The sequence below is a fragment of the Kitasatospora sp. NPDC048540 genome, from assembly GCF_040651175.1.
In the GTDB taxonomy this organism is placed as follows: Bacteria; Actinomycetota; Actinomycetes; order Streptomycetales; family Streptomycetaceae; genus Kitasatospora.
In genome coordinates this window covers 47,542-71,851 of sequence record NZ_JBEZIR010000025.1, presented here as the reverse complement: position 1 = coordinate 71,851, position 24,310 = coordinate 47,542, and the positions used below count along the sequence as shown (strand labels likewise).

The following is a 24,310-nucleotide window of genomic DNA, read 5'->3' as shown; positions in this document are numbered from 1 at the left end:
CGGGACGGCAGTATCCCCAGAGCTGAAAGGCGGTCATTTCATGGCTGACAACGAGAACACGGCCACCGCGCCGGAGATTTCCGAGCCCCACCCCGCGAACGCGCCCGCCGAGCACACTCTGCAGGCCGAGGACGCCCAGCCGCTTCTGGAGGTTCTCGACGCCCTCGGTGAGGACGAGCCGGCGGCCGAGCCGGAGCCGGCCCCGGTGGCCGTGAAGAGCAAGCCGGGCGAGGTCTTCGAACCGCTCGGCAGCATCACCAACCACCCCTGATCCGCGGGGCCGTGAGTCCGCCGGCCCCTTGCGTTTCGTCCGAAACCCGATCCCTGCCGAACGTTCGGCAGGGATCGGCTGCGGATGGGCCCGTCCACTCCGCGGAGCGGTTGTGCCCGCTACTCCGCGGAGCGACCGCGCCCGCTACTCCGCGGAGCGGACGCGCAGGCTGGTGATCAGCGGCCCGTCCGTCACCTCGGCGAAGAAGTCGTTGCCCTTGTCGTCGACCACGATGAAGGCCGGGAAGTCCTCGACCTCGATCCGCCAGACCGCCTCCATGCCGAGCTCCGGGTACTCCAGCACCTCGACCTTCTTGATGCAGTCCTGGGCGAGCCGGGCGGCCGGGCCGCCGATCGAGCCGAGGTAGAAGCCGCCGTGCTCGTGGCAGGCCTTGGTGACCTGCTTGGAGCGGTTGCCCTTGGCGAGCATCACCATCGAGCCGCCCGCCGCCTGGAACTGGTCCACGTAGGAGTCCATCCGCCCGGCCGTGGTGGGCCCGAACGAACCGGAGGCGAAGCCCTCGGGGGTCTTGGCGGGGCCGGCGTAGTACACCGGGTGGTCCTTCAGATACTGGGGCATGCCCTCGCCGCGGTCCAGCCGCTCCTTGATCTTGGCGTGGGCGATGTCGCGGGCCACCACCAGGGTGCCGCTGAGCGAGAGGCGGGTCTTCACCGGGTACTTGGCCAGCTGCGCCCGGACGTCGGCCATCGGCTGGTTCAGGTCGATCCGGACCACCTCGTCGTCGAGGTGCTCGTCGGTGGTGTCCGGCAGGTACTTGGCCGGGTCGGTCTCCAGCTGCTCCAGGAAGATCCCCTCGGCGGTGATCTTGCCCAGCGCCTGGCGGTCGGCGGAGCAGGAGACGGCCATCGCGACCGGCAGCGAGGCGCCGTGCCGCGGCAGCCGGATCACCCGGACGTCGTGGCAGAAGTACTTGCCGCCGAACTGCGCGCCGATGCCGATCTTCTGGGTCAGCTCGGTGACCTTCTGCTCCAGCTCCAGGTCGCGGAAGCCGTGCCCGGTGGCGGCGTCACCGGAGGTGGGCAGCTCGTCCAGGTAGTGCGCGGAGGCGTACTTGGCGGTCTTCAGGGCGAACTCGGCGCTGGTGCCGCCGACCACGATCGCCAGGTGGTACGGCGGGCAGGCCGCGGTGCCCAGCGAACGGATCTTCTGCTCGAGGAAGGCGAGCATCGAGTCCTCGTTGAGGATCGCCTTGGTCTCCTGGTACAGGTACGACTTGTTGGCGCTGCCGCCGCCCTTGGCCATGAACAGGAACTTGTACGCGCCGCCGTCGGTGGCGTACAGCTCGATCTGGGCCGGCAGGTTGTTGCCGGTGTTCTTCTCGTCCCACATGGTGACCGGGGCCATCTGCGAGTACCGCAGGTTCAGCTTCGTGTACGCGTCGAAGACGCCGCGCGCGATGGCCGCCTCGTCGCCGCCCTCGGTCAGCACGTTCTGGCCGCGCTTGCCCATCACGATGGCGGTGCCGGTGTCCTGGCACATCGGCAGGATGCCGCCGGCCGAGATGTTGACGTTCTTCAGCAGGTCCAGCGCCACGAACCGGTCGTTGGGGCTGGCCTCCGGGTCGTCCAGGATGCGGCGCAGCTGGGCCAGGTGGGCCGGGCGCAGGTAGTGCGAGATGTCGTGCATGGCCTCGGCGGTCAGCCGACGCAGGGCCTCCGGCTCGACCTTCAGGAAGGTGCGGCCGTCCGCCTCGAAGGTGGACACGCCCTCCGAGGTGATCTTGCGGTACGGCGTGGTGTCCGCACCGATCGGGAGCAGGTCACGGTAGGCGAACTCTGGCGTGGCGGCCATGGCGAGGTCCTCAAGTCTTTCGGCTGCGTCGACGAAGCACCCTCCAGGGTAGGCGCAGCGGCCCGGGGGCCCGAGCGAAGGTCAGCCTGCGTGACCGGAGTCACGCGGACGAATGAAACTCTCGTTCGGCACGGGGTCGACTGGCTAGTCTTTCCCCGTGGACAACTCGCCGTCGCAGGACGCCCCGGAGCACCAGCCCGTACCCATGAAGAAGGCCGAGCCGGCGCCCCCGGCCCGTGCCGAGGCGGACCCGGTCGCCGAGGCCGAACTGCGCGCCTCGGATGCCGACCGCGAGGTGGTCGCCGAGCTGCTGCGGGACGCCTATGCCGAGGGCCGGCTCTCGGTGGAGGAGCACGCCGAGCGGATCGAGGCGGCCTACAGCGCCAAGACCTTCGGCGAGCTGGCCCCGCTGACCAGGGACCTGCCCGCGCCGTCGCGGATCTCGATGGAGAAGCCGCCGCTGGGCGAGGCCGCCCGGCCGCAAGGTGCGCCGCGGCCGCCGGCCCGGACCGAGTCGCCGTCGATGGTCGCGATCTTCGGCGGGGCCAGCCGCAAGGGCCGCTGGCGGGTGGGCGGGCACCTGCGGGCGATCGCGGTGTTCGGCGGCGTGGAGATCGACCTGACCGACGCGGTCTTCGAGTCGCCGGAGGTGGTGATCGAGGTGACCGCGATCTTCGGCGGGGTGGACATCAAGGTCCCGGAGAACGTCAGCCTGCACGGCGGCGGCGTCGGGATCTTCGGCGGTTTCGACGTCAAGGAGCAGACCGCGGCCGACCCGTACGCCCCGGTGGTGCGGGTGAAAGGCGCGGCGGTGTTCGGCGGCTGCGAGGCGCGGCCGCGGCGTGGCAAGAAGCTCAAGGAGTGGGTGCGCAAGCAGCTCGACGGCTGACCGCGGCCCGCTCCCGGGAGCCGGGTGGAGCGTCAACTGCCGGGTTGGCACCGGGCGTTGCCATGAGTGCAGACCGTGGTCGGTTGCGTGCGCTGTGCATGAATCGGGCGGTGGCGGGGTAGTTCCCCTCGCACATCGTTCCTGTGAGGCTGTGATCCCGGGCGTCGGCGTGCCGACGCCGCGGCGGGGTGAGCGCGGGGCAGCCGGACAGGGGCGCGAGCCTTCCCCCCCGAGTCTTGAGCCTGGTCAGGAGTACGCCGTGCTGCATCCGATCGAGTCCACCGCCCCCGGTGCCGTCGCCGCCCGCCGCAGTCCGTCGGCCCCGGCGGGGCAGCAGCCGGGCCACCTGGACGACAATCCCTGGCACACCGGGGCGGGCTGCCGCAGTGACGAGGCGGGGCTGTTCTTCGCGCCGTCCAAGGAGCCGACCGCGGCCCGCCTCGCCCGCGAGGAGCAGGCCAAGCGGGTCTGTGCCCGCTGCCCGGTGCTGCTGGAGTGCCGGGAGCACGCGCTGGCCCAACCGGAGCCGTACGGCGTGTGGGGCGGGCTGACGGCGGCCGAGCGCCGGGTGGTGCTGAGCCGCCGGCGGCGCCGGGACGGCGAGCTGCGCGAGGCCCGGCGGGTCGGGGTGGAGCGCCGGATAGCCGGCTGAACGCGGCTGCGGCGGCCCCCCGGTGCACCGGGGAGCCGCCGCAACCGTGCGCCGGGAGCCGTCAGTTGGCCCGGTCGAAGTCGATCGCGCTGTACGCCCGCAGCTTGGAGAGCTTGTGGGTGGAGTCGATCTGGCGGATCGTGCCGCTCTTCGAGCGCATCACCAGCGAGCTGGTGGTGGCGGTCTCCTGGCGGTAGTGGACGCCGCGCAGCAGTTCGCCGTCGGTGATGCCGGTGGCGACGAAGAACACGTTCTCGCCGCTGACCAGGTCGTCGGTGGACAGCACCCGGTCCAGGTCGTGCCCGGCGTCCAGGGCCTTGCGGCGCTCGGCCTCGTCCTTGGGCCACAGCCGGCCCTGGATCACGCCGCCCATGCACTTCATGGCGCAGGCCGCGATGATGCCCTCGGGGGTGCCGCCGATGCCCATCAGCAGGTCGACGCCGGTGCCCTCGCGGGCGGCCATGATGGCGCCGGCCACGTCGCCGTCCGAGATGAACTTGATCCGGGCGCCCGCCTCGCGGATCTCCCGGACCAGGCCGTCGTGGCGCGGGCGGTCCAGGACCACCACGGTGACGTCCTCGACGGCGCTGCCCTTGGCCTTGGCGACCCGGCGGATGTTGACCGCCGCGGGGGCGGTGATGTCGACGAAGTCGGCGGCCTCGGGGCCGGCCACCAGCTTGTCCATGTAGAACACGGCGCTGGGGTCGAACATGGTGCCGCGGTCGGCGACCGCGAGCACGGCCACCGCGTTGTTCATGCCCTTGGCGGTCAGCGTGGTGCCGTCCACCGGGTCCACGGCGACGTCGCACTCGGCGCCGGTGCCGTCGCCGACCCGCTCGCCGTTGTACAGCATCGGGGCCTCGTCCTTCTCGCCCTCTCCGATGACGACCACGCCGTTCATCGAGACGGTCGAGACGAGCGTGCGCATGGCCTTCACGGCGGCGCCGTCGGCGCCGTTCTTGTCGCCGCGGCCGACCCAGCGGCCGGCCGCCATGGCGGCGGCCTCGGTGACCCGGACGAGCTCCAGCGCGAGGTTCCGGTCGGGAGCCTCGGGGGCCACCTCCAGGGCGCTGGGCAGGTTGTGCGAGTACTGCGTGGTCATCGTCGTTACCTCTCTGTACGCGACGGCCAGTGAGCGCTCGACTACTGCCTGCGTCGAACGCCGTGGTGAGGGTGGTGCGATCGTATCTGTCCCCCGGACGGGTGTCTGTGGCGCACCTCCCGCCGACCTGCGACTACGGGCGCCCGAGGGGCCGGCGGGGACCCCGGGTGACAGTGGTGCGCCCGTGATGGGTCACCATGGGTGGGTGGCAGGCAAGAGCAGCATGAGAAGCCGGCAGTCGGTGCGGGACATGGTCCTGTCGATGCTGGCGGTCGGTGGCGTGGTGGCGGTCGGCTACCTCTTCATTCCGCACGACGGGGGCGACGGCGTCCACCAGGTCGACTACCGCTCGGCGCTGGCGTCGGCGAAGCGCGCGGCGCCGTACCCGGTGCTCGGGCCGCAGGGGCTGTCCGACCGGTGGCGGGCCACCTCGGTGGAGTACCGCAAGGACAAGAGCGGCCACAACGTCTGGCACCTGGGTTTCGTGACCCCCTCCGGCGAGTACGCGGCGGTGGAGCAGAGCAACGCGGCCAAGGCCGACGTGCTGGCCGACGTGGTCCCCGGCGGCGCCGCCGACGGCAGTGCCCCGGTGGCGGGCCAGGACTGGGAGCGGTACCAGGGCACCCACTACCGCGGCCTCACCCGGCAGGACGGCACCGCGACCACGGTGGTCACCGGCAGTGCCTCGTACGACGAGCTGGCGCAGCTCGCCCAGGCGCTGAAGTAGCCGGGCCGGGCGCCCGGGTGAACGCGCGAAGGGCCCCCGGGGGAACCGGGGGCCCTTCGTCGTACCGCCGCTGCCCGCGGCGGCGGCCGGGTCAGACGGTGGTGACGACGTCCTCGTAGGCCAGGCGCGGGCCGCGCGGGTACCAGGCGTCCTCGCCCGGCTTGCCGATGTTGATCACGGTGACGACCGAGTGCTCGCCGTCCGCGAAGAACTCCTTGTTGATGCCCGCGGCGTCGTAGCCGAGCATCGGGCCGGCGGCCAGGCCGGCGGCGCGCACGCCGATGATGAAGTACGCGGCCTGCAGGGTGGCGTTCATCGCGGCGGAGGCCTCACGGGCCGGGCGCTCGGCGAAGACGACGTCCTTGGCCTGCGGGAAGTGCGGGAACAGGGCCGGCAGCTCGTGGTGGAACTCGTTGTCCGCGGCCAGGATCGCGACCAGCGGGGCGCTGGCGGTCTTGGCCTTGTTGCCGTCCGACATCAGGTTGACCAGGCGCTCGCGGGCCTCGGGGGAGCGGACCAGGGTGATCCGCAGCGGCTGCTGGTTCATCGCGGTCGGCGCGAACTTGACCAGGTCGTAGATGGCCTGGATCTGCTCGTCGCTCACCGGCTCGTCGGTGAAGGTGTTGGCGGTGCGGGCCTCGCGGAAGAGCAGGTCCTGGGCGGCGGCGTCGAGAGCCAGGGTCATGTCTGGTCCTACCTTGATCACAGGGGTTCGGGGAAGCGGCCCGACGCGGTGCGCCGTGCGGTAGTCCCCAACAGTCTGTGAATGTTAAACAATTCCATCCGCCCGATGTGACATCCGTCACCTGCCGGCGTTACTGCCCGGCGTCACTCCCCGTCCTCGGGGCCCTCCTCGACCGCCAGCGCCGCGTCCAGCCGGGCCCGCGCGCCGTCCAGCCAGCGCTGGCAGACCTTGGCCAGCTGCTCGCCGCGCTCCCACAGCGCCAGCGACTCCTCCAGCGGGATGCCGCCGCTCTCCAGCCTGCGCACCACGTCCAGCAGCGCGTCCCGGGCCTGCTCGTACCCCAGGCCGTCGTCGGCGCCGGCCGCGTCCGCATCCGGCGCCCGGCCGTCCGCCGGCCGATCCGCCCGCCGGTCCGCCTGCTGGTCTGCTGCCCGCTGATCTGCCATGGCGCCAGCGTAGGGGTTCGCGCCGACAATCCGGAGCCGTCAGCCCCCGTCGGCCGTGACCTCGAAGCCGCCGCCCGCCACCCGGGCGTGCAGCCGCTCCGCCGCCGTGACCTGCGCCGGATCGGTCACCACCGTCCCGTCCGCCCGCTGCAGCACCGCGTACCCGCGCTCCAGCGTCGCCAGCGGAGACAGCGCCACCACCCGGGCCAGCGTGTGCCCGAGATCCGTCTCGGCGTGGTCCAGCCGGTGACCCAGCACCCGCCGGGCCCGCTCCACCAGCGCCGTCACCTCCGCCGCCGGGCCCTCCACCAGCCGGTGCGGCGCGGCCAGCACCGGCCGGCTGCGCACCCCCTCCAGCCCTGCCTGCTCGCGCTCCACCCGCCCGGTGATGTACCGGCGGGCGCGGTCGCGCAGCTGGTGCACCCGGGCCAGTTCCTCGCCCACGTCCGGCACCACCCGCTTGGCGGCGTCGGTAGGGGTGGCGGCCCGCAGGTCCGCCACGAAGTCCAGCAGCGGCTGGTCCGGCTCGTGCCCGATCGCGCTGACCACCGGCGTACGGGCGGCCGCCACGGTACGGATCAGCTCCTCGTCCGAGAACGGCAGCAGGTCCTCGACGCTGCCGCCGCCGCGGGCCACGATGATCACGTCCACCTCGGGCAGCGCGTCCAGCTCCCGGACCGCCGCCGCCACCTGCCCCGCCGCACTGGGTCCCTGCACCAGGACGTTGCGCACCTCGAACCGGACCGCCGGCCAGCGCCGCCGGGCCACCTCCAGCACGTCCCGCTCGGCGGCCGAACCGCGGCCGGTGACCAGCCCGATCCGGTGCGGCAGGAACGGCAGCGCCCGCTTGCGCTCCGCCGCGAACAGCCCCTCGCCGGCCAGCCGCTTCTTCAACTGCTCCAGCCGCGCCAGCAGTTCGCCCAGCCCGACCAGCCGGATCTCGGACGCCCGCAGCGACAGCGAGCCGCGCGCGGTGTACCACTCCGCCTTGGCGTGCACCAGGACCCGCGAGCCCTCCTGCACCACCTCGGCCACCCGCTCGAAGACCGACCGGAAGCAGGTGACGGTCAGTGAGACGTCCCGGTCCGGGTCGCGCAGTGTCAGGAACACCATCCCCGCGCCGGGCCGCCGGTTCAGCTGCGCGATCTGCCCCTCGACCCACACCTCGCCCAGCCGGTCGATCCAGCCGCCGATCAGCGCGGAAACCTTGCCGACCGGGATCGGCGCCTCGGGAGAGCTGGAGTTGGTCATGCCCACGAGGCTAGCGCCGCCGCCCGACAGCCCGCTGACCCCGCCGCCCGCCCCGGCCTCCCTGCACCCCCAGCACCACCAGCCCCGCCACCAGCCACACCGCCCCCACCACCTGCGCCGCGTGCGACGCCTCCACGAGCACCGCCACCAGCACCGCGATCCCCAGCACCGGCACCACCAGGTGCCGCAGCCACTCCCGCGACCGCCGCCGCACCACGTACCACCCGATCACCGACGCGTGCAGCAGCACGAACGCCGTCAGCGCGCCGACGTTCACCACCGACGCCAGCCGGTCCAGACCGTCGTCCCGGCGGGCCGCCCACACCGCCGCCACCAGGGTGATCACCGCCGCGGTCAGCAGCGCCCGCTGCGGCACCCCCGACCGGCCGTCCACCACCCCGAGCACCCGCGGCAGCCGCCCCTCCCGCGCCATCGCGAACACCAGCCGCCCGGCCGCGGCCTGCCCGGCCAGCGCCGCGAACGCCGCACCGACCGCCTTGGAGACCGCCACCAGGGTGTGCAGCCAGTGCCCGATCGCCGAGTCCACCGTGTCGTAGAAGGCCGAACCCTGCGCGGCCGGGTCGGCCGCCAGCTCCTGCGGGCTCACCGGCTCCAGCAGCGCCGCCAGGTAGGTCTGCACCACGAACAGCAGTCCGGCCAGCGCCAGGCACCACAGCACGGCCTTCGCGACCGCTGCCGAAGCCCCCACCGCCTCCTCCACGAACGAGGCGATCGCGTCGAACCCCAGGTACGACAGCACGGCCACCGACACCGCCGAGACCACCGCCGACCAGGAGAAACCGCCCACCGCGGTCAGCGGCGACCACCAGTCGCGGGCCGCGCCGTGCCGGACCAGCTCCACCGTCGCCGCCACCGTGAACACCGCCAGCACCGCGACCTCCAGCGCCAGCACCGCGAAGCCCACCGTGGCCGCCGTCCGCACCCCGGCCAGGTTGAGCACCGTGGTGACCAGCACCGCCAGCGCCGTCCACACCCACCGGGACACGCCCGGCACCAGCGAGTTCAGCGCGATCCCGGAGAACAGGTACGCGACCGCCGGGATCAGCAGGTAGTCCAGCATCGCCATCCACCCGGCGACGAACCCCGGCGCCTCGCCCAGCCCGGCCCGCGCGTACGCGAACACCGACCCCGCCCGCGGCACCGCCCGCACCATCTCGGCGTACGACAGCGCGGTGAACCCCATCGCCACCGTCGCCGCCAGGTACACCGCCGCGACCGCACCGTGGCTCTTGGCGTCCAGCACCCCGAACACGCCGACTGGGGCCATCGGGGCGATGAACAGCAGCCCGTAGACCATCAGGTCCCGCACGCCGAGGGTGCGCCGCAGACCGTCCGACCCGCCCGACCCGACTTCCTCGCTCACCCCGCCCATTTGATCACCTACGCCGATCGGTTCCGCCGCTTCGCGTCCGAGCGGCGACACGCGTCGGCCCGCCCCGCCGCCGCCCGTACGATGGAGCCATGTCCACCACTGCTCAGCGCCGTGTCCTGCTCGCCGCCCCCCGGGGCTACTGCGCGGGCGTCGACCGCGCCGTGATCGCCGTGGAGAAGGCCCTGGAGCAGTACGGGGCACCGATCTACGTCCGCAAGCAGATCGTCCACAACAAGTACGTCGTGCAGACCCTGGAGAAGCGCGGCGCGATCTTCGTCGACGAGACCCAGGAGGTCCCGGAGGGCTCGATCGTGGTCTTCTCGGCCCACGGCGTCGCCCCGGCCGTCCACGACGAGGCCAGGGCCGGCAAGCTCGCCACCATCGACGCCACCTGCCCGCTGGTGACCAAGGTGCACAAGGAGGCCGTGCGCTTCGCCGACGAGGACTACGACATCCTGCTGGTCGGCCACGAGGGCCACGAAGAGGTCATCGGCACCATGGGCGAGGCCCCGGACCGGATCCACCTGGTGGACGGTGCCGAGGACGTCGCCAACGTGCAGGTCCGCGACGAGTCCAAGGTGGTCTGGCTGTCCCAGACCACCCTGTCGGTCGACGAGACCATGGCCACCGTCGGCGAGCTGAAGAAGCGCTTCCCGCTGCTGGTGAGCCCGCCCAGCGACGACATCTGCTACGCCACCCAGAACCGCCAGGTCGCCGTCAAGCAGATGGCACCCGAGACGGACCTGCTGATCGTGGTCGGCTCCAAGAACTCCTCCAACTCCGTCCGGCTGGTCGAGGTCGGCCTGGAGTACGGCGCCAAGGCCGCGTACCTGGTCGACTTCGCCGACGAGATCGACGAGGCCTGGCTGGAGGGCGTCACCACGGTCGGCCTGACCAGCGGCGCCTCGGTGCCGGAGATCCTGGTCGACGGCGTGCTCGCCTTCCTGGCCGAGCGCGGCTACGCCGACGTGGAGACCGTCAAGACGGCCGAGGAGCACCTGATCTTCTCGCTGCCCAAGGAGCTCCGCCGCGACCTGCGCGCCGAGGCCGCCGGCCGGCTCTGAGCCTTCCCGGCCTCGCTCGGTCTCTCCCGGCTTCTTCCAGCCTGCCCAGCCTTCCCGCCGCGCCCGGGGCCCCACGGGGTCCCGGGCGCGGTGCTGTCCTGCCGCCGGGCCGGTGCCGGGGCCGGTGCCGTACCGGCGTCGTACCGGCGCGCCCGGGGTATCAGCAGGCGGGGGCGGTCCTGCGCCCGTACTTTTGTGCACAGGCTGTGGAAAACGGAGGGTGGCTGCGGCATGACGACGGTCTTCGGTGTGGACATCGGCGGCTCCGGCATCAAAGGCGCGCCGGTCGACCTGGAACGCGGTGCGCTGGCCCAGGAGAGACACAAGGTGCTGACGCCCCACCCGGCCTCCCCGGAGTCGGTGGTGGCGGCGGTCGCCGAGGTGGTCGGACACTTCGGCCACCAGGGCCCGGTCGGGCTGACCTTCCCGGGCGTGGTGGTCGGCGGGCAGACCCGGACGGCCGCCAATGTGGACAAGCGCTGGATCGGCGAGGACGCCGCCGGCCTCTTCTCGGACGCCCTCGGCCTGCCGGCCACCGTGCTCAACGACGCCGACGCCGCCGGCCTCGCCGAGCTCACCTACGGGGCCGGGCACGGGCGCGGTGGGGTCGTCCTGGTGCTCACCTTCGGTACCGGCATCGGCAGCGCGCTCTTCGTGGACGGCGCCCTGGTGCCCAACACCGAGCTCGGCCACCTGGAGCTGCGCGGCAAGGACGCCGAGCACCGGGCGGCCTCGGCGGCACGGGAGCGGCACGACCTCAGCTGGCCGCAGTGGGCCGAGCGGGTGGACGAGTACCTTGGCATGGTCGAGCGGCTGTTCTCACCGGAGCTGATCATCATCGGCGGCGGGGTGAGCCGCAAGCACGAGAAGTTCCTCCCGCTGCTCACCCGGCGCGAGGCCGAGGTGGTCCCGGCCGAGCTGCGCAACGACGCGGGCATCGTCGGCGCGGCGATGGCCGCCGCCAAATCCGGCTGAGCAGCGGGCCGGGGCGTCGTCGGCCGGAGCCGGGGCGTCGTAGGCCGTGAGGCCGGGGGCTGCGGGCTGCGGGCCGGGGGGCGGGGGCTGCGGGCCACGGGCCGACAGGCCGTCACCGGCTCCGGCGGATCCGGCGCTGGGCGAGGAAACGGGCACCGACGATCAGTACGGCCAGCCCGGTGCCGGCGAACAGCCACCCGGCCCGCAGGGCCAGCCCGGCGGCCAGCGACACCACGTGCCCGGTGATCCCGTGCGCCGGGTCCGGCTGGCAGAGCACCAGGGCGGCCGCGAACGCGATCGGACCGCTGATCGGCGCCGCCGGCAGGTCCGACAGCCGTACCCGCACCGCCAGCTGGAAGCAGATCGCCAGGTAGCCGAGCCCGAACAGCACCCCGAGGCCGCCGAACAGCAGCCGGTCCACCAGCGCCACCGCCAACGTGGCCAGCACGGCGACCACCCCGGTGCCGACCGCGGTCAGCCGGGTCGGCCGGCCGCCGCGCCGCCGCGGGGCGGTGGGCAGCCGCAGCGGCAGCCGCAGCCGCAGCCGGATCCGGGGCGCGGTACGGGGGCGGGGGCCGGAGGCGGTCCGCAGCCGGGAGTCGGGGGGCGTGGCGGGCCCCGGTACGGCGGCCTCGGCGGCGGCCGGGGTCGGCGGCCGCCGTCTCGGCCCTGGCGGCTGGGTACGGATGCTCTGCTCCACCCGACCAACGTACGGTCCGATCATCGCCACACTGTGTAATGCCCGCGGATTGCTTCCCCCGTGTCCGGAAGGGGACTAGGGTCTCCGGCCGGGAAAGGGAGGCAGGCATTGGGGACCGGCACTGGGGACTTCACGTTCGAGCGGCTGCACCACGTCCAGCTGGATGTGCCGCGGGGCTCCGAGGAGCGCTGCCGGGAGTTCTGGGCGGGCGTGCTCGGGATGACCGAGCTGGCCAAGCCGCCGGTGCTGGCGGCCCGTGGCGGCTGCTGGTTCCGGGGCGGCGGGGTCGAGGTGCACCTCGGCGCGGTCGACGCCCACCTGCCGTCGCCCAAGGCGCACCCCGGCATCCTGGTCGGCTCGCTGGACGCGCTGGCGGCCCGGCTGGCGGAGCACGGCAGCCCGGTGCTGTGGGACACCGGCCTCCCCGGGGACCGCCGCTTCCACTCGGCGGACCCGTTCGGCAACCGGCTGGAGTTCCTGGAGCGGATCCCGGAGCGGATCCCGGAGCCCGACCGGTCCGCGTGACGGCGCCCCGTAGACTGGGGGATCGGCCCGGACCGGTGCCGTTCCACCTCCCTCCAAGCCCACGGGACATCGCTACATGTCGCTCACGATCGGAATCGTCGGTCTGCCGAATGTCGGCAAGTCGACCCTGTTCAACGCCCTGACCAAGAACGACGTGCTGGCGGCCAACTACCCGTTCGCCACCATCGAGCCCAACGTCGGCGTGGTCGGCGTCCCGGACTCCCGGCTGGCCAAGCTCGCCGAGATCTTCGGCTCGCAGCGCATCCTGCCGGCGACGGTGGACTTCGTGGACATCGCCGGCATCGTGCGCGGCGCGTCGGTCGGCGAGGGGCTGGGGAACAAGTTCCTCGCCAACATCCGCGAGTCGGACGCGATCTGCCAGGTCATCCGGGCCTTCGTCGACCCCGACGTGGTGCACGTGGACGGCAAGGTCTCGCCCAAGGACGACATCGAGACCATCAACACCGAGCTGATCCTCGCCGACCTGCAGTCGATCGAGAAGGTGCTGCCCCGCCTGCAGAAGGAGGCCCGCCTGAAGAAGGAGTCGGCGGCCACCCTGGCGGCGGCCGAGGCGGCCCAGAAGGTCCTGGAGTCCGGCAAGACGCTCTTCGAGGTCGGCTTCGACGCCTCCTCCGTGCGCGAGCTGCACCTGCTCACCACCAAGCCGTTCCTCTACGTCTTCAACGTCGACGAGGACGAGCTGACCGACGAGGCCTTCAAGGACGAGCAGCGCGCGCTGGTCGCCCCGGCCGAGGCGATCTTCCTCAACGCGAAGATCGAGTCCGAGCTGATCGGCATGGACGAGGACGAGGCGCTGGAGCTCCTCCAGTCCATGGGCCAGGAGGAGACCGGCATGGCCACCCTCGGCCGCGTCGGCTACGAGACCCTCGGCCTCCAGAGCTACCTCACCGCCGGCCCCAAGGAGACCCGGGCCTGGACCATCAAGAAGGGTGCCACCGCCCCCGAGGCCGCCGGAGTCATCCACACCGACTTCCAGAAGGGCTTCATCAAGGCGGAGGTCATCTCCTTCGACGACCTGGTCGAGACCGGCTCCATCGCCGAGGCCCGCGCCAAGGGCAAGGCCCGCATCGAGGGCAAGGAGTACGTCATGCAGGACGGCGACGTGGTGGAGTTCCGCTTCAACGTCTAGTCGAAGCGTCGCCCGCACAGACCGTAAGGGGTCGGACTCCGTCGAGTCCGGCCCCTTCGTGGTCGCCGCGCCGGATGGTCGCCGGATGTTCGGACGCGGGGTCAGCGGCGGTCAGGTCTCGTAACGGTGGATCGATGCCCCGCGTGAACGGCCCGGACCACCAGCTCGCCGTTGTCGACCGTGTGGACGACGCGGTAGTCACCGACCCGCAGGCGGCGACGTTCGGGCTGGGACACGAGCGCGGGGGTGTCGAAGCCGAGAGGGGCCGCCTCCGGCCCGGTCAGCCTGGCGAGGATGCGCAGCGCCGTCTCGCGAGGGATCTTCCGGAGTTCGGCCCTTCGCCTTGGGGTGAAAGACGGGTTCGGTACTCACTCGCCGCGTACGGCAGCGGCCCCCGGCCGGGCCGCCGAATGCCGTGGCCGACGGTCTTCGGCAACCCGCTGTACCCGTGGCGGGCGTCAGGTCAGTTCTCGTAGTGGTAGCGGCACTGGGCGATCAGGATCGAGTCGTCGGTGACCTTGTAGATCAAGCGGTGCTCGTCGTTGATCCGGCGCGACCAGTAGCCCTGGAAGCCGTGCTTGAGCGGTTCGGGCTTTCCGATGCCTTCATTGCCGGTGCGGGCGACGTCGGCGATGAGTGCGTTGATGCGCCTGAGGATCTTTCGGTCCTGGAGCTGCCACCAGAGGTAGTCCTCCCAGGCGCGTGAGGCAAAGATGATCTTCACTCGGGGTCCGCCAGCTCCCGGACGGTGCCGCCGCCGGACTCCAGCTCCTCGATCGAGGCCAGTAGACGGCGTGCGTTCGCCGGGCTGCGCAGCAGGTAGGCCGTCTCTTTGAGGGACTGGTAGTCCTCCAGCGAGACGATCACCACTGGCTCGTGCCCGGCGCGGGTGATGACTATCTCCTCGCGGTCATCCGTGACCGCATTGAGCACCTCGGCGTAGCGCGCCCGGGACTCCGAGTAGGTCATCGTCTTCATGGCTCAGCTCCTCCGATAGGTACAGGAAATTGTACGCCGATCTCCGGCCCGGTGAGAAGGTTGCGAGCGTGTCTGCGTCGGCCCGGGGTGGTCCCGTCGTCGGGCGGGTCCGTCCGGGGTGACCCTGACGTCGTGTCATGGACTGGTCCGGGTTGGTTCGGGGGCGGTCCCCGATGGCTCGGCGGTGGGGTGCCGGCAGGGTGGGTGGTGGGGCCGGGACGGCCGGCCCGGAGGTACCGGAATCGGGGGAACGCAGGCATGAACTCGAAGGTGAACCGCACCCGTTGGTCGACGATCGCCGCCGCCGGCGCGCTGCTCGTGGCGCTCACCGCGGGGGTGGCCGCACCGGCCCTGGCGGCCGAGCCCGCCGGAACGGGCGCGGTGGCTGCCGCGACCGCGGACGGACAGGGGACGCGGGCGAAACTGCCGCCGCTGGACCGGGCGGCGATCCGGCGGGCGGTGCCCGCGCTGCCGAACGCCGATCTGACCGGCGCGCTGCTGCGGGTGACCGGCAGCGCCGGGCAGTACAGCACCAGTTGGGGCGAGGGTGACCTGGTGACCGGCCGCCCGGTCGACGTCGACGGGCGGTTCCGGATCGGCAGCATCTCCAAGGTATTCACGGCCGCCGTGGTGCTCCAGCTGGCGGCCGAGCACCGCATCGACCTGGACGCCCCCGTACAGGGCTACCTGCCGGGTGTCCTGCCCGCCGGCCTGGCGCCGGTCACGGTGGGGCAGTTGCTGAACCACACCAGCGGGCTGCCGAACGGCACCGGCGACGGCTGGGGCGACGGCTCCAACGCCTGGTTCGCCGAGCACCGGTTCCAGAGCCTCACCCCGCAGCAGGTGGTCGGCTCGATGGCGGGCCAGTCGATGAGCTTCGAGCCGGGCACCGCGCAGCAGTACAACGGCATGAACACCTTCGTGGCCGGCCTGCTGATCGAGAAGGTCACCGGCCACAGTTACGCGCACGAGGTGCGCAGCCGGATCATCCGCCCGCTGGGCCTGCGCGACACCGACGTCCCCGCCGCGGACGATCCGCTCCTCGCCCGCCCGTCCGCCCGGGCCTACCTGAGCGTGCCGGACGGCAGCGGCGGCACCCGGCGGGTGGACGTCACCGAGCAGAGCCCGTTCCCGTGGGCGGAGGGCGGGCTGATCTCCAGCGCGCCCGACCTGGACCGCTTCGTGACGGCGCTGTTCCGGGGCCGGCTGCTGCCCGCCGCGCAGCAGCGGCTGCTGTTCACCGTCCCGGACGTGCCCAACCGCAGCAGCAGCCACTGCGCGGCCGGTCCCGACGCCGGGCGGGCCTGCATGAGCATGGGGCTGGAGCACACGGTGCTCAACGGCGTCGACCTGTGGGGCAAGACCGGCACCCGCCCCGGCTACACCAGCGGGGTGTTCGCCACCCGCGACCTGGCCCGCACGATCGTCTACTCGTTCAACCCCACCGATGTCGGCGGCGCGGACATGAAGTACGTGCTGGGGCTCGCCAACGCCGTTCTCCCGCCCGCGACGCCCTGACACCCGCAGGGGCGCCCGTACACCTGCGGGGCCGCCCTGACACCCGCAGGGTCACCGGGTCGCCAGGCGCCCCGTCAGCCGAGCAGCAGCAGGATCCCGCCGTCCCCGTCCGCCCGGACGGTGACGGCGGTCAGGTCGGCGACGTGCGCGGTCGGCCGGTGGGCCGCGGCCCGCGGGCCGACGCCCACCACGCGCATGCCGGCCGCGCGGCCGGCCGCCACCCCGGCCTCGGAGTCCTCGAAGACGATGCAGTCGGCCGGGTCGACGCCGAGTTCGGCGGCGGCCTTCAGGAAGCCCTCGGGGTCGGGCTTGCTGGCGCCGACCGACTCGGCGGTGACCAGCAGCGCGGGCAGCGGCAGCCCGGCCGCGCCCATCCGGACCCGGGCGAGTGCCTCGTCGGCGGAGGTGACCAGGGCGTGCGGGAGGCCGGCCACCGCGGCCATGAAGGACTCCGCGCCGGGGACCGGGATCACGCCGTCGACGTCGGCGGTCTCCTCGGCGAGCATCTGCCGGTTCTCCGCCAGGTTTGCCTCCATCGGGCGGTCGGGCAGCAGGATGGCCATGCTGAGGTGGCCCTGGCGGCCGTGCACCACCTTCATCGCGGCGTCCCCGTCCAGCCCGTGCCGGGCGGCCCAGCGGCGCCAGCAGCGTTCGACCACCGTGTCGGAGTTGACCAGGGTGCCGTCCATGTCGAGCAGCAGCGCCCGGGCGGGCAGCGTCGTGGGGCGGCCCGCGGCGGCGGTCGGGGCCGTGGTGGTCGAGGCGGTGGCGGCCGGGGCCGTGGCCGGCGGGGTGGTGGCGGACATCCGGGTACCTCCAGGGAGCGAGTTTGTTCTCCCAGGATACAAACTCATCGCCCCAGCAGGTGCGCGTTGACCTCCCGGGCCGCCTGCGCCAGCTCGGGCAGCTCGACGACCTCGACCCCGGCGGCGGTGAGCAGCGCCGTGCCCTGGCAGGCCGTCACGAACAGGTCGGGCTCGCGCCAGGCCACCACCACCCGCGGGACCCCGGCCGCGATGATCCGCTGCGCGCAGGTGAGCGGCCGGGAGGCGCGCTGCCCGCAGGGCTCCAGCGAGCTGTACACGGTCGCGCCGCGCAGACGCGGGTCGCCGGCCGGCAGCTTGGCGAGCGCGGCCTCCTCGGCGTGGTCGTTCGGGTCGCTCTCCCGGCTCCAGCCCTCGCTGAGCAGCTCGCCGTCGGCGCCGACGATCACCGCGCCGACCGAGAACGCGGTCGTGGACGGCGGGCAGTTGCGGGACAGTTCGACGGCGCGCGTCAGCCACTGCAGCTCGCTGGTCACGGGGTGGGCTCCTTCGGGGCGTACCTGAGCAGGACGACGTCCCCCACCGTACGTGCCTCCAGCAGCCGCATCCGCCGCCCGGGTCCGCCCGGGAAGTCGGCGGTGCCGAGGAAGCGCGGCGCGTCCGCCTGGCCGACCAGCAGCGGGGCGAGCGCCAACTGGAGCTCGTCGGCCAGCCCCTCGGCCAGGAACTGGGTGTGCACGCTGCCGCCGCCCTCGACCATCAGCCGCTCGACGCCGCGCGCGCCGAGGTCGTCCAGTACGGCTCCCAGCCCGACCTGCGGGCCCGCCGCCACCACGTCCGCCAGTCCCGCCAGCGCGGCCCGCAGCCGGGGGGCGGCGGCGTCGGTGGTGTACGCGACCTTGGCGCCGCCGGTGTGCCAGAAGTTCAGCCCGGCCGGCAGGTCGCCGCTCGCGCTCAGCGTGACCTTCAGTGGGTAGGCGCTGCGGCCGGCCGCCGCCCGGGCCGCCCGGCGGGCGGGGGAGTTGACCAGCAGCCGGGGGTTGTCGCGGCGCAGGGTGTTGCCGCCGACCAGGATCGCGTCGCAGCCGGCCCGCAGCTGGTCGACCCGGTCGAAGTCCTCGGCGTTGGAGAGCAGCAGCCGCTCGGGGCCGGCGTCGTCGAGGCGGCCGTCGACCGAGACGGCGGCGCTCAGCAGGACGTACGGGCGTGCGGCGGCGGCCATGGACCGGTCCGATCTGTCGGTGCGGGCTGGTGGTTCACCCCCACGCTACGGCTCGCGCTCCACACCGCGGTTCACCCCCCGCTCCGCGCTCCACGCCACCGCTGGCGGTGAGCTGTTCGCCGAACCACCGGCCGTTGTATCTCCGCCGTTCGCCCGCCGCCCCCACCCTGGTCCGGTCCTCGCATCCCCCGTCCGTCGAAGGGCCATCAGGTGTCCCGTCCCAGCTCGCTCGGTCTCGCCGCGGCAGCACTCGTGCTCGCCGCCGTACCCGCGCTCGCCGCTCCCGCCACCGCGGCGAGCTACGGCACCCCCACCATCTCCCTGTCGGCGGCCTACCTGTCCGGCGCCGTGGGCGCCACCGGCGACCCGACGGTCACCGTGACGGTCGCGCAGAGCGGCGCGGACGTCTCCGCGCTCACCGTCGCCGCGTCGGCCACCAGCAGGTCCTCGGTGGCGAAGACCACCGACGTGTCGGTGACCGGCACCACCGGCAGCCGCACCCTGACGGTGGCCGCGCGCGGGGTCGGCTACACCGACCTGACGGTCAAGGTCACCGGTCTCGGTGGCAAGACCGCCACCAAGACGCTGCACTACGCGGCCTCCGCCGCCGTCCAGCACTCGGCGGACGCCCGCTACCTGACCGGCTCCAGCGACGCCTCGGCGGCGGTGGACGCGGGCGGCGGCTACATCGTGGTCGCCGACGACGAGTCCAACGTGCTGCGGCTGTACGACCGCAACGCCTCCGGCGCGCCGGTGCGCACCTGGGACTTCTCCTCGTCGCTCGGCGTCTCCAAGGAGATCGACATCGAGGCGGCCACCCGGGTCGGCAACACGATCTACTGGCTGGGTTCGCTGGGCAACAACAAGGACGGCGAGATCAAGGCCGACCGGGCCACCCTGTTCACCACCACGGTGACCGGCTCCGGCGCCGCCACCCAGCTGGCGCTCGGCGGCTCGTACAAGGGGCTGCGGGCCGACCTGATCGCCTGGGACAAGGTCAACGGCAACCGGTTCGGCTTCGCGGCCGGCTCCGCCGCGGGCGAGATCCCCAAGCAGATCGACGGTTTCAACGTGGAGGGCCTGGAGTTCGCGCCGGGCTCCACCACCACCGCCTACGTGGGCTTCCGGGCGCCGCTGGTGCCGCCGGCGGCCGGCGGCAAGGCGCTGCTGGTGCCGGTCACCAACTTCGACAGGCTGGCCGGCGGCTCGGTGCACGCCACCTTCGGCACCCCGGTCACGCTGGACCTCGGCGGCCTGTCGGTCCGTGACATCCGCAAGAACGCGGCCGGCCAGTACCTGATCGTGGCGGGCTCCTGGGCCGCCGACGACAACTCCGACCCGTACGCGCTCTACCGCTGGACCGGGCAGCCCTCGGACGCCCCGGTCAAGGTGCTCGACCTGCCGACCAGCGACGCGGGCGGCTGGGAGGCCGTGGTCGACGTCCCGGACCTGTCGGTGCCCGGTGCCCGTGCCCAGCTGATCACCGACGACGGCTCGGCGGACCTCTACGGCGACGGCACCGAGGCCAAGGACCTGACCCACCCGGAGTGGAAGAAGTCCCGCACCACCTGGTTCACCATCGGCTGACGCCACGACCGCCACGAGCGCCCCGGCGCGCCCGCTGCCGCCCCCGCCGGATCAGACCGGCCGGGGCGGCAGCGGCATGGGCAGCGCGGGCAGCCCGTCGAGGCTGGTGCCGACGTACGGCTTGCCCTCGCAGTAGGCGCGGAACTCCTCGTCGCTCTTGCGGCCGAAGTGCTGGGCGTGCAACTCCCGGTCGCTGCGGTAGTCCAGGTACGGGACGGCGAACCCGCAGGAGTCGCTCACCCGCTCCGCGGTGACCAGGACCACCGCGCGCAGACCCGCGCCGTCCGCCTCCGGGCGGAAGTGCCCGAGCAGCCCGGCGAACCGCGGGTCGTCCCGGAACACCGGCTCGCCGCGCCCGTGCACCCGCAGCACGGTCGGCGGGCCCTCGAAGGCGCACCACATCAGGGTGATCCGGCCGTTCTCCCGCAGGTGCGCCAGGGTCTCGGCGGTACTGCCGCCGAAGTCCAGGTAGGCCAGGGTGAGTTCGTCCAGCACCACGAGGGTGCCGGAGCGGCCCTTGGGGGAGACGTTGACGTGCCCGTCGGCGGCGAGCGGGGCGGTGGCGGTGAAGAAGACCGGCTGACTCTCGATGAACTTCCGCAGGCGGTCGTCGATGTGTTCGTAGGTCTTTCCCATGGCTGCGATTGTCCGCGCGCCCGGCCCGCCCGGTCGAGCGTGGATCCCGCCGTCCCAAGGGGCGGGACGGTGTGTCGCCGCTAGTTTGCCGCGCGTTCGCCGACGGTATGTCCAACCCTGGCGCACTCCGGTAGTCTCGCGCCGCCCGTCGGAGCACCGCACCGGAGCCGTCTCCGGGCGGTAGGCGCGACGCGCGCCTTACCTGTTGTTAATCACCTCCGTACCCGGCGGTAGCAAGCCGTGCCTACGGTCGGAGTTCTGCTCCGGGCCCGGCCCGTCCCCCACCGGGCCGGGCCCGGTACCGTCGCGCTGTGGAGACCTTTCGGGTGATGCGCCAGGACGACAACGGCAACCGGTACCTGGTGGCGGGCGGGCTGACCCGGGCGGCCGCCGAGCAGCTCGCCGCCGAGTTCGAGGCCCGCGGCCACAAGCAGCTGTACTGGGTGGAGCGCGAGTCCGCATAGGGTCGTGGGCCATGGAGACGCGGATCGTGGTCGGTGGGGCCCTCATCCACCGGGGCCGGGTACTGGCGGCGCGGCGCAGCGCCCCGCCCGAGGTGGCGGGCTACTGGGAGTTCCCGGGCGGCAAGGCCGAGCCCGGCGAGAGCCAGGAGCAGGCGCTGGAGCGCGAGTTGCAGGAGGAGCTGGGCATCCGCGCGCGGGCGCTGCGGCAGCTGCCGGGCAGCTGGCCGATCCGGGCCGGCCTGGAGCTGCGGATCTGGGCGGCCGAACTGGTCGACGGCGAGCCGCGCCCGCTGGAGGACCACTCGGAGCTGCGCTGGCTCGGCCCCGACGAGCTGGAGGACGTCGACTGGCTGGAGCACGACCGCGAGGTCCTGCCGCACGTCGCCGCCCTGCTGGACGGTTCGGCGCGGTGAACACCGCCGGGCGTTGGTCCAGGCAGGTCACGCCGTAAAGACGACCCGTATGCCGGGATAGGCCCGGCTTCAGTGGGGTATGTCACTGTTCGGCAGCATTCGTCACGATCGGTGAGCCCGGACCCGGTGGGCCCGGACCGGACGCCGCGCGGCGGCTGCCCGCACCCCGGCGTCCCGCCGTGGTGCGCCGCCCGGAAGCCGGAGGCCCCGTAGGTGGTGAGCACGGGAAGCGGCGAGGGAGAGCGGCGGGCCCGGGGACTCCCCGGGCGGGGCTCGCGCCGCGCTTCCCAGCCCGGCCTGCGCGGCGGCCGTCTCCCCGGTGGCGCGGCCGCCCGGGCCCGGCTGCGCGGACCCGCCCGGCCTCCCGGCGCCGCCGCGGAGCCCGAGCCGGCCGAGCAGCCCGCGCGCGACCCCGTCGCGCCCGCGGCCGTCACCGGACGCGGGCGCCCCACCCTGGCCTACCCGGGTACGCCCGCCGCCAACACCGCCGCCCCCCGCGAGGGCGCCCCGGCCCGGCTGCCCGCCGAGCGCGACGGCGGCAGCCTGTTCGACGTGGTGAAGGTCGCCATCGCGATCCTGGACACCGGCGGGCGGGTGGTGCTGTGGAGCCCCGCCGCCGAGGAGATGCTCGGCTGGCCCAGCGAGGTCCTGGTCGGCCGGCTGATCGACGAGCTGATGGGCGACCCGGAGCTGGTCGCCCAGGCCCGCGCCGCGATCGCCGAGACCCTGCGCCTGGGCCGCTGGCACGGCTTCACCGAGCTGGCCGACCGGGACGGCGCCCAGGTCCCGGTGGAGGCCCGGATCTCGCTGCTGGTCGACGGCGACGGCACGCCGTTCCTCCAGGTCGCCCTCGCCGACGCGGCCACCCTGCGGGCCGTCGAGCGCGACCTCGCGGTCCGCGACGCCCTGTTCGAGCAGTCCCCGCTCGGCATCGCGATCCTCGACACCGACCTGCGCTACACCGCCGTCAACCAGACCCTGGCCGAGATGAACGGCGTCCTCGCCGAGGACCACGTCGGCCGCACCACCGGCGAGACCCTGCCCGAGCGGGCCGCCGACGAGATCACCGCGATCCAGCGCCAGGTGCTGGCCACCGGCGAACCCGTGATCGACGTCACCCTCGCCTCGCCGCTGACCGCCCGCTCCGGCTTCCGTTCGATCTCCTACAGCCGGATGACCGACCGCTCGGGCCGGGTGCTCGGCATCTCCGGCACCGTGATGGACGTGACCGAGCGATACCGGGCGGTCGCCAAGGTCGAGCACGCCCGCCGCCGCCTCTCGCTGCTCAACGAGTTCGGCTCCCGGGTCGGCGACCTGCTCGACGCCTCCCGGATCGCCCAGGAACTGGCCGGCGCGGTGGTGCCCAGGCTGGCCGACTACGCAGGCGTGATCCTGCTCCAGGCGGTCGCCCACGGGGACGACCTGCCCCGGCACGGCCACGACCGCCGGACCTCGCTGCTCCAGCTCGGGGTGGCCTCCGTCCAGGACGGCCCCGAGGTCGAGGCGATGCTGCGCCGCGGCGCCCGGATCACCTTCTCCGAGGACTCCGCGTTCGGGCGGGTGCTGCGCAGCGGCGTGCCCGAGCTGCTCTCCGGCAGCGACGAGCTGAGCGACCTCAGCTACCCGGGCGACCCCAAGGTGCAGGCCGCCCACGAGCTCGGGGTGCACTCCCGGCTGGTGGTCCCGCTGCGCGCCCGCGGCATCGTGATCGGGCTGCTGGTGGTCAGCCGCGCCGGGTACCGCGAGGGCTTCGACCGGGACGACCTGGCCTTCACCGTCGAACTCGCCGACCGGGCCGGCTCCTCGCTGGACAACGCCCGGCTGTACGCCCGCGAGCGCACCGCCGCGCTCACCCTGCAGCGCACCCTGCTGCCCCAGCAGGTGCCGCAGCCCACCGGCGTCGAGGTGGCCTACCGCTACGTCCCCGGCAGCAGCGGCACCGAGGTCGGCGGCGACTGGTTCGACGTCATCCCGCTGCCGGGCGACCGCACCGCGCTGGTGGTCGGCGACGTGATGGGCCACGGCCTGCGGGCCGCCGCCACGATGGGCCGGCTGCGCACCGCGGTGCGCACCCTGGCCGGGCTGGACCTCCCGCCGGACGTCCTGCTGCGGCACGTCCACGAGCTCGCCGACGACCTCGCCCAGGGCCCGGACGAGGCGCTCCTGGCGACCTGCGTGTACGCCGTCTTCGACCCGGCCACCGGCCGGCTGGTGGCCACCAAGGCGGGCCACATCCCGCCGGTGCTGATCGTCCCGAAGGACGACGGCACCGAGGTGCCGGCCCGCAGCGGCGGTCCGCTGCCCGGCGGGGTCGGCCAAGTGCTGGACCTGCCCTCGGGTGCGCCGCTGGGCGTGGGCGGGGTGCCGTTCGAGTCGATCGAGGTGGAGATCCCCGAGGGGAGCCTGCTGGCGATGTGCACCGACGGCCTGGTGGAGTCCCGCGACAAGGACCTCGACGTCGGCCTCGGCCGGCTGCTCAGCGTCCTCGAACAGCCGTACGCCTCGATCCAGCAGGCCTGCGAGGCGGTGCTGGACACCATGGAGCAGGGCCGCGAGCCGGACGACGTGGCCCTGCTGCTGGCCCGGCTCGGCCGCGGACAGGCCGGCGTCCCCACCGCCGGCTGGACGCTGCCCGCCGAGCCCACCGCCGTCTCCCGGGCCCGCCGGCTGGTCCGCGGCGCGCTCGCCGAATGGAGCGTCGAGCACCTCACCGACACCGCCGAGCTGCTGGTCAGCGAGCTGGTCACCAACTCCGTCCGGTACGCCAGCGCCCCGATCGGGGTCCGGCTCACCCTCGGCGAGACGCTCCTCGTGGAGATCTCCGACCCGCTGCCCGACCCGCCCCGCGAGCGGCACGCCGCCGAGGCCGACGAGGGCGGCCGCGGCCTCGAACTGGTCCGCCGGCTCGCCCTGCACTGGGGCGCCCGCTCCGAGGGCATGGGCAAGGCGGTCTGGTTCGAACTCCCGCTGGTCGAACACCCGGACGAGCCTTACCACTTTGACCCGGACACCGGGGTTCAACTGCCCGATTCGATGTTGTGATGTCAGGGACGTGTGCGCCCGTGCCCGGATGATGAATACTCGGA

At 73.3% G+C, this 24,310-nt stretch carries 24 protein-coding genes and 2 pseudogenes; 13 read left to right on the top strand and 13 right to left on the bottom strand.

The features are described 5' to 3' along the window. The first annotated feature begins 40 nt into the window (after positions 1 to 40). Positions 41 to 271, top strand: a complete 231-nt coding sequence (locus AB0D08_RS13095; protein WP_359888378.1) for a hypothetical protein — start codon at positions 41 to 43, stop codon at positions 269 to 271. 144 nt (positions 272 to 415) lie between these two features. Here the strand turns inward: AB0D08_RS13095 and AB0D08_RS13090 are convergent, their stop codons facing one another. Continuing rightward, entirely contained in the window at positions 416 to 2,083 is a 1,668-nt protein-coding gene (locus AB0D08_RS13090) for a fumarate hydratase (protein ID WP_033819737.1), read from the bottom strand. 205 nt (positions 2,084 to 2,288) lie between these two features. Between AB0D08_RS13090 and AB0D08_RS13085 the strand changes: the two genes are divergently transcribed. Both AB0D08_RS13085 and AB0D08_RS13080 read left to right on the top strand, forming a co-directional pair. Then, a complete protein-coding gene (locus tag AB0D08_RS13085; protein ID WP_359888398.1) occupies positions 2,289 to 2,972 on the top strand; it encodes a DUF1707 domain-containing protein in 684 nt (227 codons plus the stop codon). Between the two features lie 346 nt (positions 2,973 to 3,318). Continuing rightward, positions 3,319 to 3,624, top strand: coding sequence for a WhiB family transcriptional regulator (locus AB0D08_RS13080; protein ID WP_149038069.1), 306 nt, complete (start codon positions 3,319 to 3,321; stop codon positions 3,622 to 3,624). Positions 3,625 to 3,685: 61 nt separating this feature from the next. Here AB0D08_RS13080 and glpX read toward each other — a convergent pair whose 3' ends face one another. After that, the gene (glpX, locus tag AB0D08_RS13075; RefSeq protein WP_033819740.1) at positions 3,686 to 4,726 is read right to left on the bottom strand and encodes a class II fructose-bisphosphatase; all 1,041 of its coding nucleotides are present in this window, start codon (positions 4,724 to 4,726) and stop codon (positions 3,686 to 3,688) included. A gap of 205 nt (positions 4,727 to 4,931) precedes the next feature. On the opposite strand from glpX, the gene AB0D08_RS13070 reads away from it, so the two are divergent. Beyond that, entirely contained in the window at positions 4,932 to 5,453 is a 522-nt protein-coding gene (locus AB0D08_RS13070) for a DUF4245 domain-containing protein (RefSeq protein WP_233288989.1), read from the top strand. A 91-nt stretch (positions 5,454 to 5,544) separates the two neighbouring features. Here the strand turns inward: AB0D08_RS13070 and AB0D08_RS13065 are convergent, their stop codons facing one another. From AB0D08_RS13065 to AB0D08_RS13050, 4 genes are all read right to left on the bottom strand, one after another. Beyond that, positions 5,545 to 6,138 (bottom strand): malonic semialdehyde reductase, encoded by a 594-nt coding sequence (locus AB0D08_RS13065; RefSeq protein ID WP_033819742.1) that lies wholly within the window; start codon positions 6,136 to 6,138, stop codon positions 5,545 to 5,547. Positions 6,139 to 6,281: 143 nt separating this feature from the next. After that, positions 6,282 to 6,584 (bottom strand): exodeoxyribonuclease VII small subunit, encoded by a 303-nt coding sequence (locus tag AB0D08_RS13060; protein ID WP_082526412.1) that lies wholly within the window; start codon positions 6,582 to 6,584, stop codon positions 6,282 to 6,284. A gap of 39 nt (positions 6,585 to 6,623) precedes the next feature. Beyond that, entirely contained in the window at positions 6,624 to 7,835 is a 1,212-nt protein-coding gene (xseA, locus tag AB0D08_RS13055) for an exodeoxyribonuclease VII large subunit (RefSeq protein WP_033819743.1), read from the bottom strand. A gap of 10 nt (positions 7,836 to 7,845) precedes the next feature. Next, entirely contained in the window at positions 7,846 to 9,153 is a 1,308-nt protein-coding gene (locus AB0D08_RS13050; RefSeq protein WP_359888395.1) for an APC family permease, read from the bottom strand. A 164-nt stretch (positions 9,154 to 9,317) separates the two neighbouring features. Between AB0D08_RS13050 and AB0D08_RS13045 the strand changes: the two genes are divergently transcribed. Then, positions 9,318 to 10,292, top strand: coding sequence for a 4-hydroxy-3-methylbut-2-enyl diphosphate reductase (locus tag AB0D08_RS13045; protein WP_033819745.1), 975 nt, complete (start codon positions 9,318 to 9,320; stop codon positions 10,290 to 10,292). A 231-nt stretch (positions 10,293 to 10,523) separates the two neighbouring features. Continuing rightward, positions 10,524 to 11,267: a polyphosphate--glucose phosphotransferase gene (gene ppgK / locus AB0D08_RS13040; RefSeq protein ID WP_033819746.1), complete on the top strand. Its 744-nt coding sequence runs from the start codon at positions 10,524 to 10,526 to the stop codon at positions 11,265 to 11,267. A 112-nt stretch (positions 11,268 to 11,379) separates the two neighbouring features. Here the strand turns inward: ppgK and AB0D08_RS13035 are convergent, their stop codons facing one another. Continuing rightward, positions 11,380 to 11,967, bottom strand: coding sequence for a DUF6542 domain-containing protein (locus tag AB0D08_RS13035; RefSeq protein ID WP_359888374.1), 588 nt, complete (start codon positions 11,965 to 11,967; stop codon positions 11,380 to 11,382). A 108-nt stretch (positions 11,968 to 12,075) separates the two neighbouring features. On the opposite strand from AB0D08_RS13035, the gene AB0D08_RS13030 reads away from it, so the two are divergent. Beyond that, a complete protein-coding gene (locus AB0D08_RS13030; RefSeq protein WP_359888372.1) occupies positions 12,076 to 12,492 on the top strand; it encodes a VOC family protein in 417 nt (138 codons plus the stop codon). A 76-nt stretch (positions 12,493 to 12,568) separates the two neighbouring features. Beyond that, positions 12,569 to 13,642 (top strand): redox-regulated ATPase YchF, encoded by a 1,074-nt coding sequence (gene ychF / locus AB0D08_RS13025; protein ID WP_033820095.1) that lies wholly within the window; start codon positions 12,569 to 12,571, stop codon positions 13,640 to 13,642. 101 nt (positions 13,643 to 13,743) lie between these two features. Here the strand turns inward: ychF and AB0D08_RS13020 are convergent. The 3 genes and pseudogenes from AB0D08_RS13020 to AB0D08_RS13010 form a co-directional block, all read right to left on the bottom strand. After that, a pseudogene (locus AB0D08_RS13020) lies at positions 13,744 to 14,030 on the bottom strand (type II toxin-antitoxin system RelE/ParE family toxin). Between the two features lie 75 nt (positions 14,031 to 14,105). Beyond that, on the bottom strand, positions 14,106 to 14,366 hold the full coding sequence (locus AB0D08_RS13015; protein ID WP_359888370.1) for a Txe/YoeB family addiction module toxin: 261 nt from the start codon (positions 14,364 to 14,366) through the stop codon (positions 14,106 to 14,108). Further along, complete coding sequence (locus AB0D08_RS13010) at positions 14,363 to 14,620, bottom strand: type II toxin-antitoxin system prevent-host-death family antitoxin (protein ID WP_280687778.1); 258 nt, start codon at positions 14,618 to 14,620, stop codon at positions 14,363 to 14,365. Before AB0D08_RS13010 ends, AB0D08_RS13015 begins: the two co-directional genes overlap by 4 nt. 258 nt (positions 14,621 to 14,878) lie before the next feature. Here AB0D08_RS13010 and AB0D08_RS13005 point away from each other — a divergent pair, with 258 nt between their 5' ends. Beyond that, positions 14,879 to 16,138, top strand: coding sequence for a serine hydrolase domain-containing protein (locus tag AB0D08_RS13005; RefSeq protein ID WP_359888367.1), 1,260 nt, complete (start codon positions 14,879 to 14,881; stop codon positions 16,136 to 16,138). Between the two features lie 74 nt (positions 16,139 to 16,212). Here AB0D08_RS13005 and AB0D08_RS13000 read toward each other — a convergent pair whose 3' ends face one another. Beyond that, the gene (locus AB0D08_RS13000; protein WP_359888364.1) at positions 16,213 to 16,944 is read right to left on the bottom strand and encodes an HAD-IA family hydrolase; all 732 of its coding nucleotides are present in this window, start codon (positions 16,942 to 16,944) and stop codon (positions 16,213 to 16,215) included. 44 nt (positions 16,945 to 16,988) lie between these two features. Beyond that, positions 16,989 to 18,124 (bottom strand): annotated as a pseudogene (locus AB0D08_RS12995) (dihydrofolate reductase family protein). Between the two features lie 252 nt (positions 18,125 to 18,376). Between AB0D08_RS12995 and AB0D08_RS12990 the strand changes: the two are divergent. Continuing rightward, positions 18,377 to 19,711: a hypothetical protein gene (locus tag AB0D08_RS12990; protein ID WP_359888392.1), complete on the top strand. Its 1,335-nt coding sequence runs from the start codon at positions 18,377 to 18,379 to the stop codon at positions 19,709 to 19,711. A 51-nt stretch (positions 19,712 to 19,762) separates the two neighbouring features. On the opposite strand, the gene AB0D08_RS12985 is transcribed toward AB0D08_RS12990, so the two are convergent. Then, the gene (locus tag AB0D08_RS12985; protein ID WP_359888361.1) at positions 19,763 to 20,347 is read right to left on the bottom strand and encodes a pyridoxamine 5'-phosphate oxidase family protein; all 585 of its coding nucleotides are present in this window, start codon (positions 20,345 to 20,347) and stop codon (positions 19,763 to 19,765) included. Positions 20,348 to 20,658: 311 nt separating this feature from the next. Here AB0D08_RS12985 and AB0D08_RS12980 point away from each other — a divergent pair, with 311 nt between their 5' ends. The 3 genes from AB0D08_RS12980 (at position 20,659) to AB0D08_RS12970 (ending at position 24,266) form a co-directional block, all read left to right on the top strand. Then, positions 20,659 to 20,811 carry a hypothetical protein gene (locus tag AB0D08_RS12980; RefSeq protein WP_158515489.1) on the top strand — a complete coding sequence of 51 codons (153 nt, stop codon included), beginning with the start codon at positions 20,659 to 20,661 and terminating at the stop codon, positions 20,809 to 20,811. A gap of 11 nt (positions 20,812 to 20,822) precedes the next feature. Beyond that, positions 20,823 to 21,224 carry a (deoxy)nucleoside triphosphate pyrophosphohydrolase gene (locus AB0D08_RS12975; RefSeq protein WP_051812225.1) on the top strand — a complete coding sequence of 134 codons (402 nt, stop codon included), beginning with the start codon at positions 20,823 to 20,825 and terminating at the stop codon, positions 21,222 to 21,224. Positions 21,225 to 21,437: 213 nt separating this feature from the next. Continuing rightward, positions 21,438 to 24,266, top strand: a complete 2,829-nt coding sequence (locus AB0D08_RS12970; RefSeq protein WP_359888356.1) for a SpoIIE family protein phosphatase — start codon at positions 21,438 to 21,440, stop codon at positions 24,264 to 24,266. Positions 24,267 to 24,310 lie beyond the last annotated feature (44 nt).

Coding starts and splice junctions, on each gene's coding strand:
- AB0D08_RS13010 (WP_280687778.1), bottom strand. CDS start 14,620: ATGAAGACGATGACCTACTCGGAGTCCCGGGCGCGCTACGCCGAGGTG.
- AB0D08_RS13060 (WP_082526412.1), bottom strand. CDS start 6,584: ATGGCAGATCAGCGGGCAGCAGACCAGCAGGCGGACCGGCGGGCGGAT.
- AB0D08_RS13085 (WP_359888398.1), top strand. CDS start 2,289: ATGAAGAAGGCCGAGCCGGCGCCCCCGGCCCGTGCCGAGGCGGACCCG.
- AB0D08_RS13005 (WP_359888367.1), top strand. CDS start 14,879: ATGAACTCGAAGGTGAACCGCACCCGTTGGTCGACGATCGCCGCCGCC.
- AB0D08_RS12985 (WP_359888361.1), bottom strand. CDS start 20,347: ATGGGAAAGACCTACGAACACATCGACGACCGCCTGCGGAAGTTCATC.
- AB0D08_RS13090 (WP_033819737.1), bottom strand. CDS start 2,083: ATGGCCGCCACGCCAGAGTTCGCCTACCGTGACCTGCTCCCGATCGGT.
- AB0D08_RS13045 (WP_033819745.1), top strand. CDS start 9,318: ATGTCCACCACTGCTCAGCGCCGTGTCCTGCTCGCCGCCCCCCGGGGC.
- AB0D08_RS13050 (WP_359888395.1), bottom strand. CDS start 9,153: ATGGTCTACGGGCTGCTGTTCATCGCCCCGATGGCCCCAGTCGGCGTG.
- ppgK (WP_033819746.1), top strand. CDS start 10,524: ATGACGACGGTCTTCGGTGTGGACATCGGCGGCTCCGGCATCAAAGGC.
- AB0D08_RS13095 (WP_359888378.1), top strand. CDS start 41: ATGGCTGACAACGAGAACACGGCCACCGCGCCGGAGATTTCCGAGCCC.
- glpX (WP_033819740.1), bottom strand. CDS start 4,726: ATGACCACGCAGTACTCGCACAACCTGCCCAGCGCCCTGGAGGTGGCC.
- xseA (WP_033819743.1), bottom strand. CDS start 7,835: ATGACCAACTCCAGCTCTCCCGAGGCGCCGATCCCGGTCGGCAAGGTT.
- AB0D08_RS12975 (WP_051812225.1), top strand. CDS start 20,823: ATGGAGACGCGGATCGTGGTCGGTGGGGCCCTCATCCACCGGGGCCGG.
- AB0D08_RS13000 (WP_359888364.1), bottom strand. CDS start 16,944: ATGTCCGCCACCACCCCGCCGGCCACGGCCCCGGCCGCCACCGCCTCG.
- AB0D08_RS13065 (WP_033819742.1), bottom strand. CDS start 6,138: ATGACCCTGGCTCTCGACGCCGCCGCCCAGGACCTGCTCTTCCGCGAG.
- ychF (WP_033820095.1), top strand. CDS start 12,569: ATGTCGCTCACGATCGGAATCGTCGGTCTGCCGAATGTCGGCAAGTCG.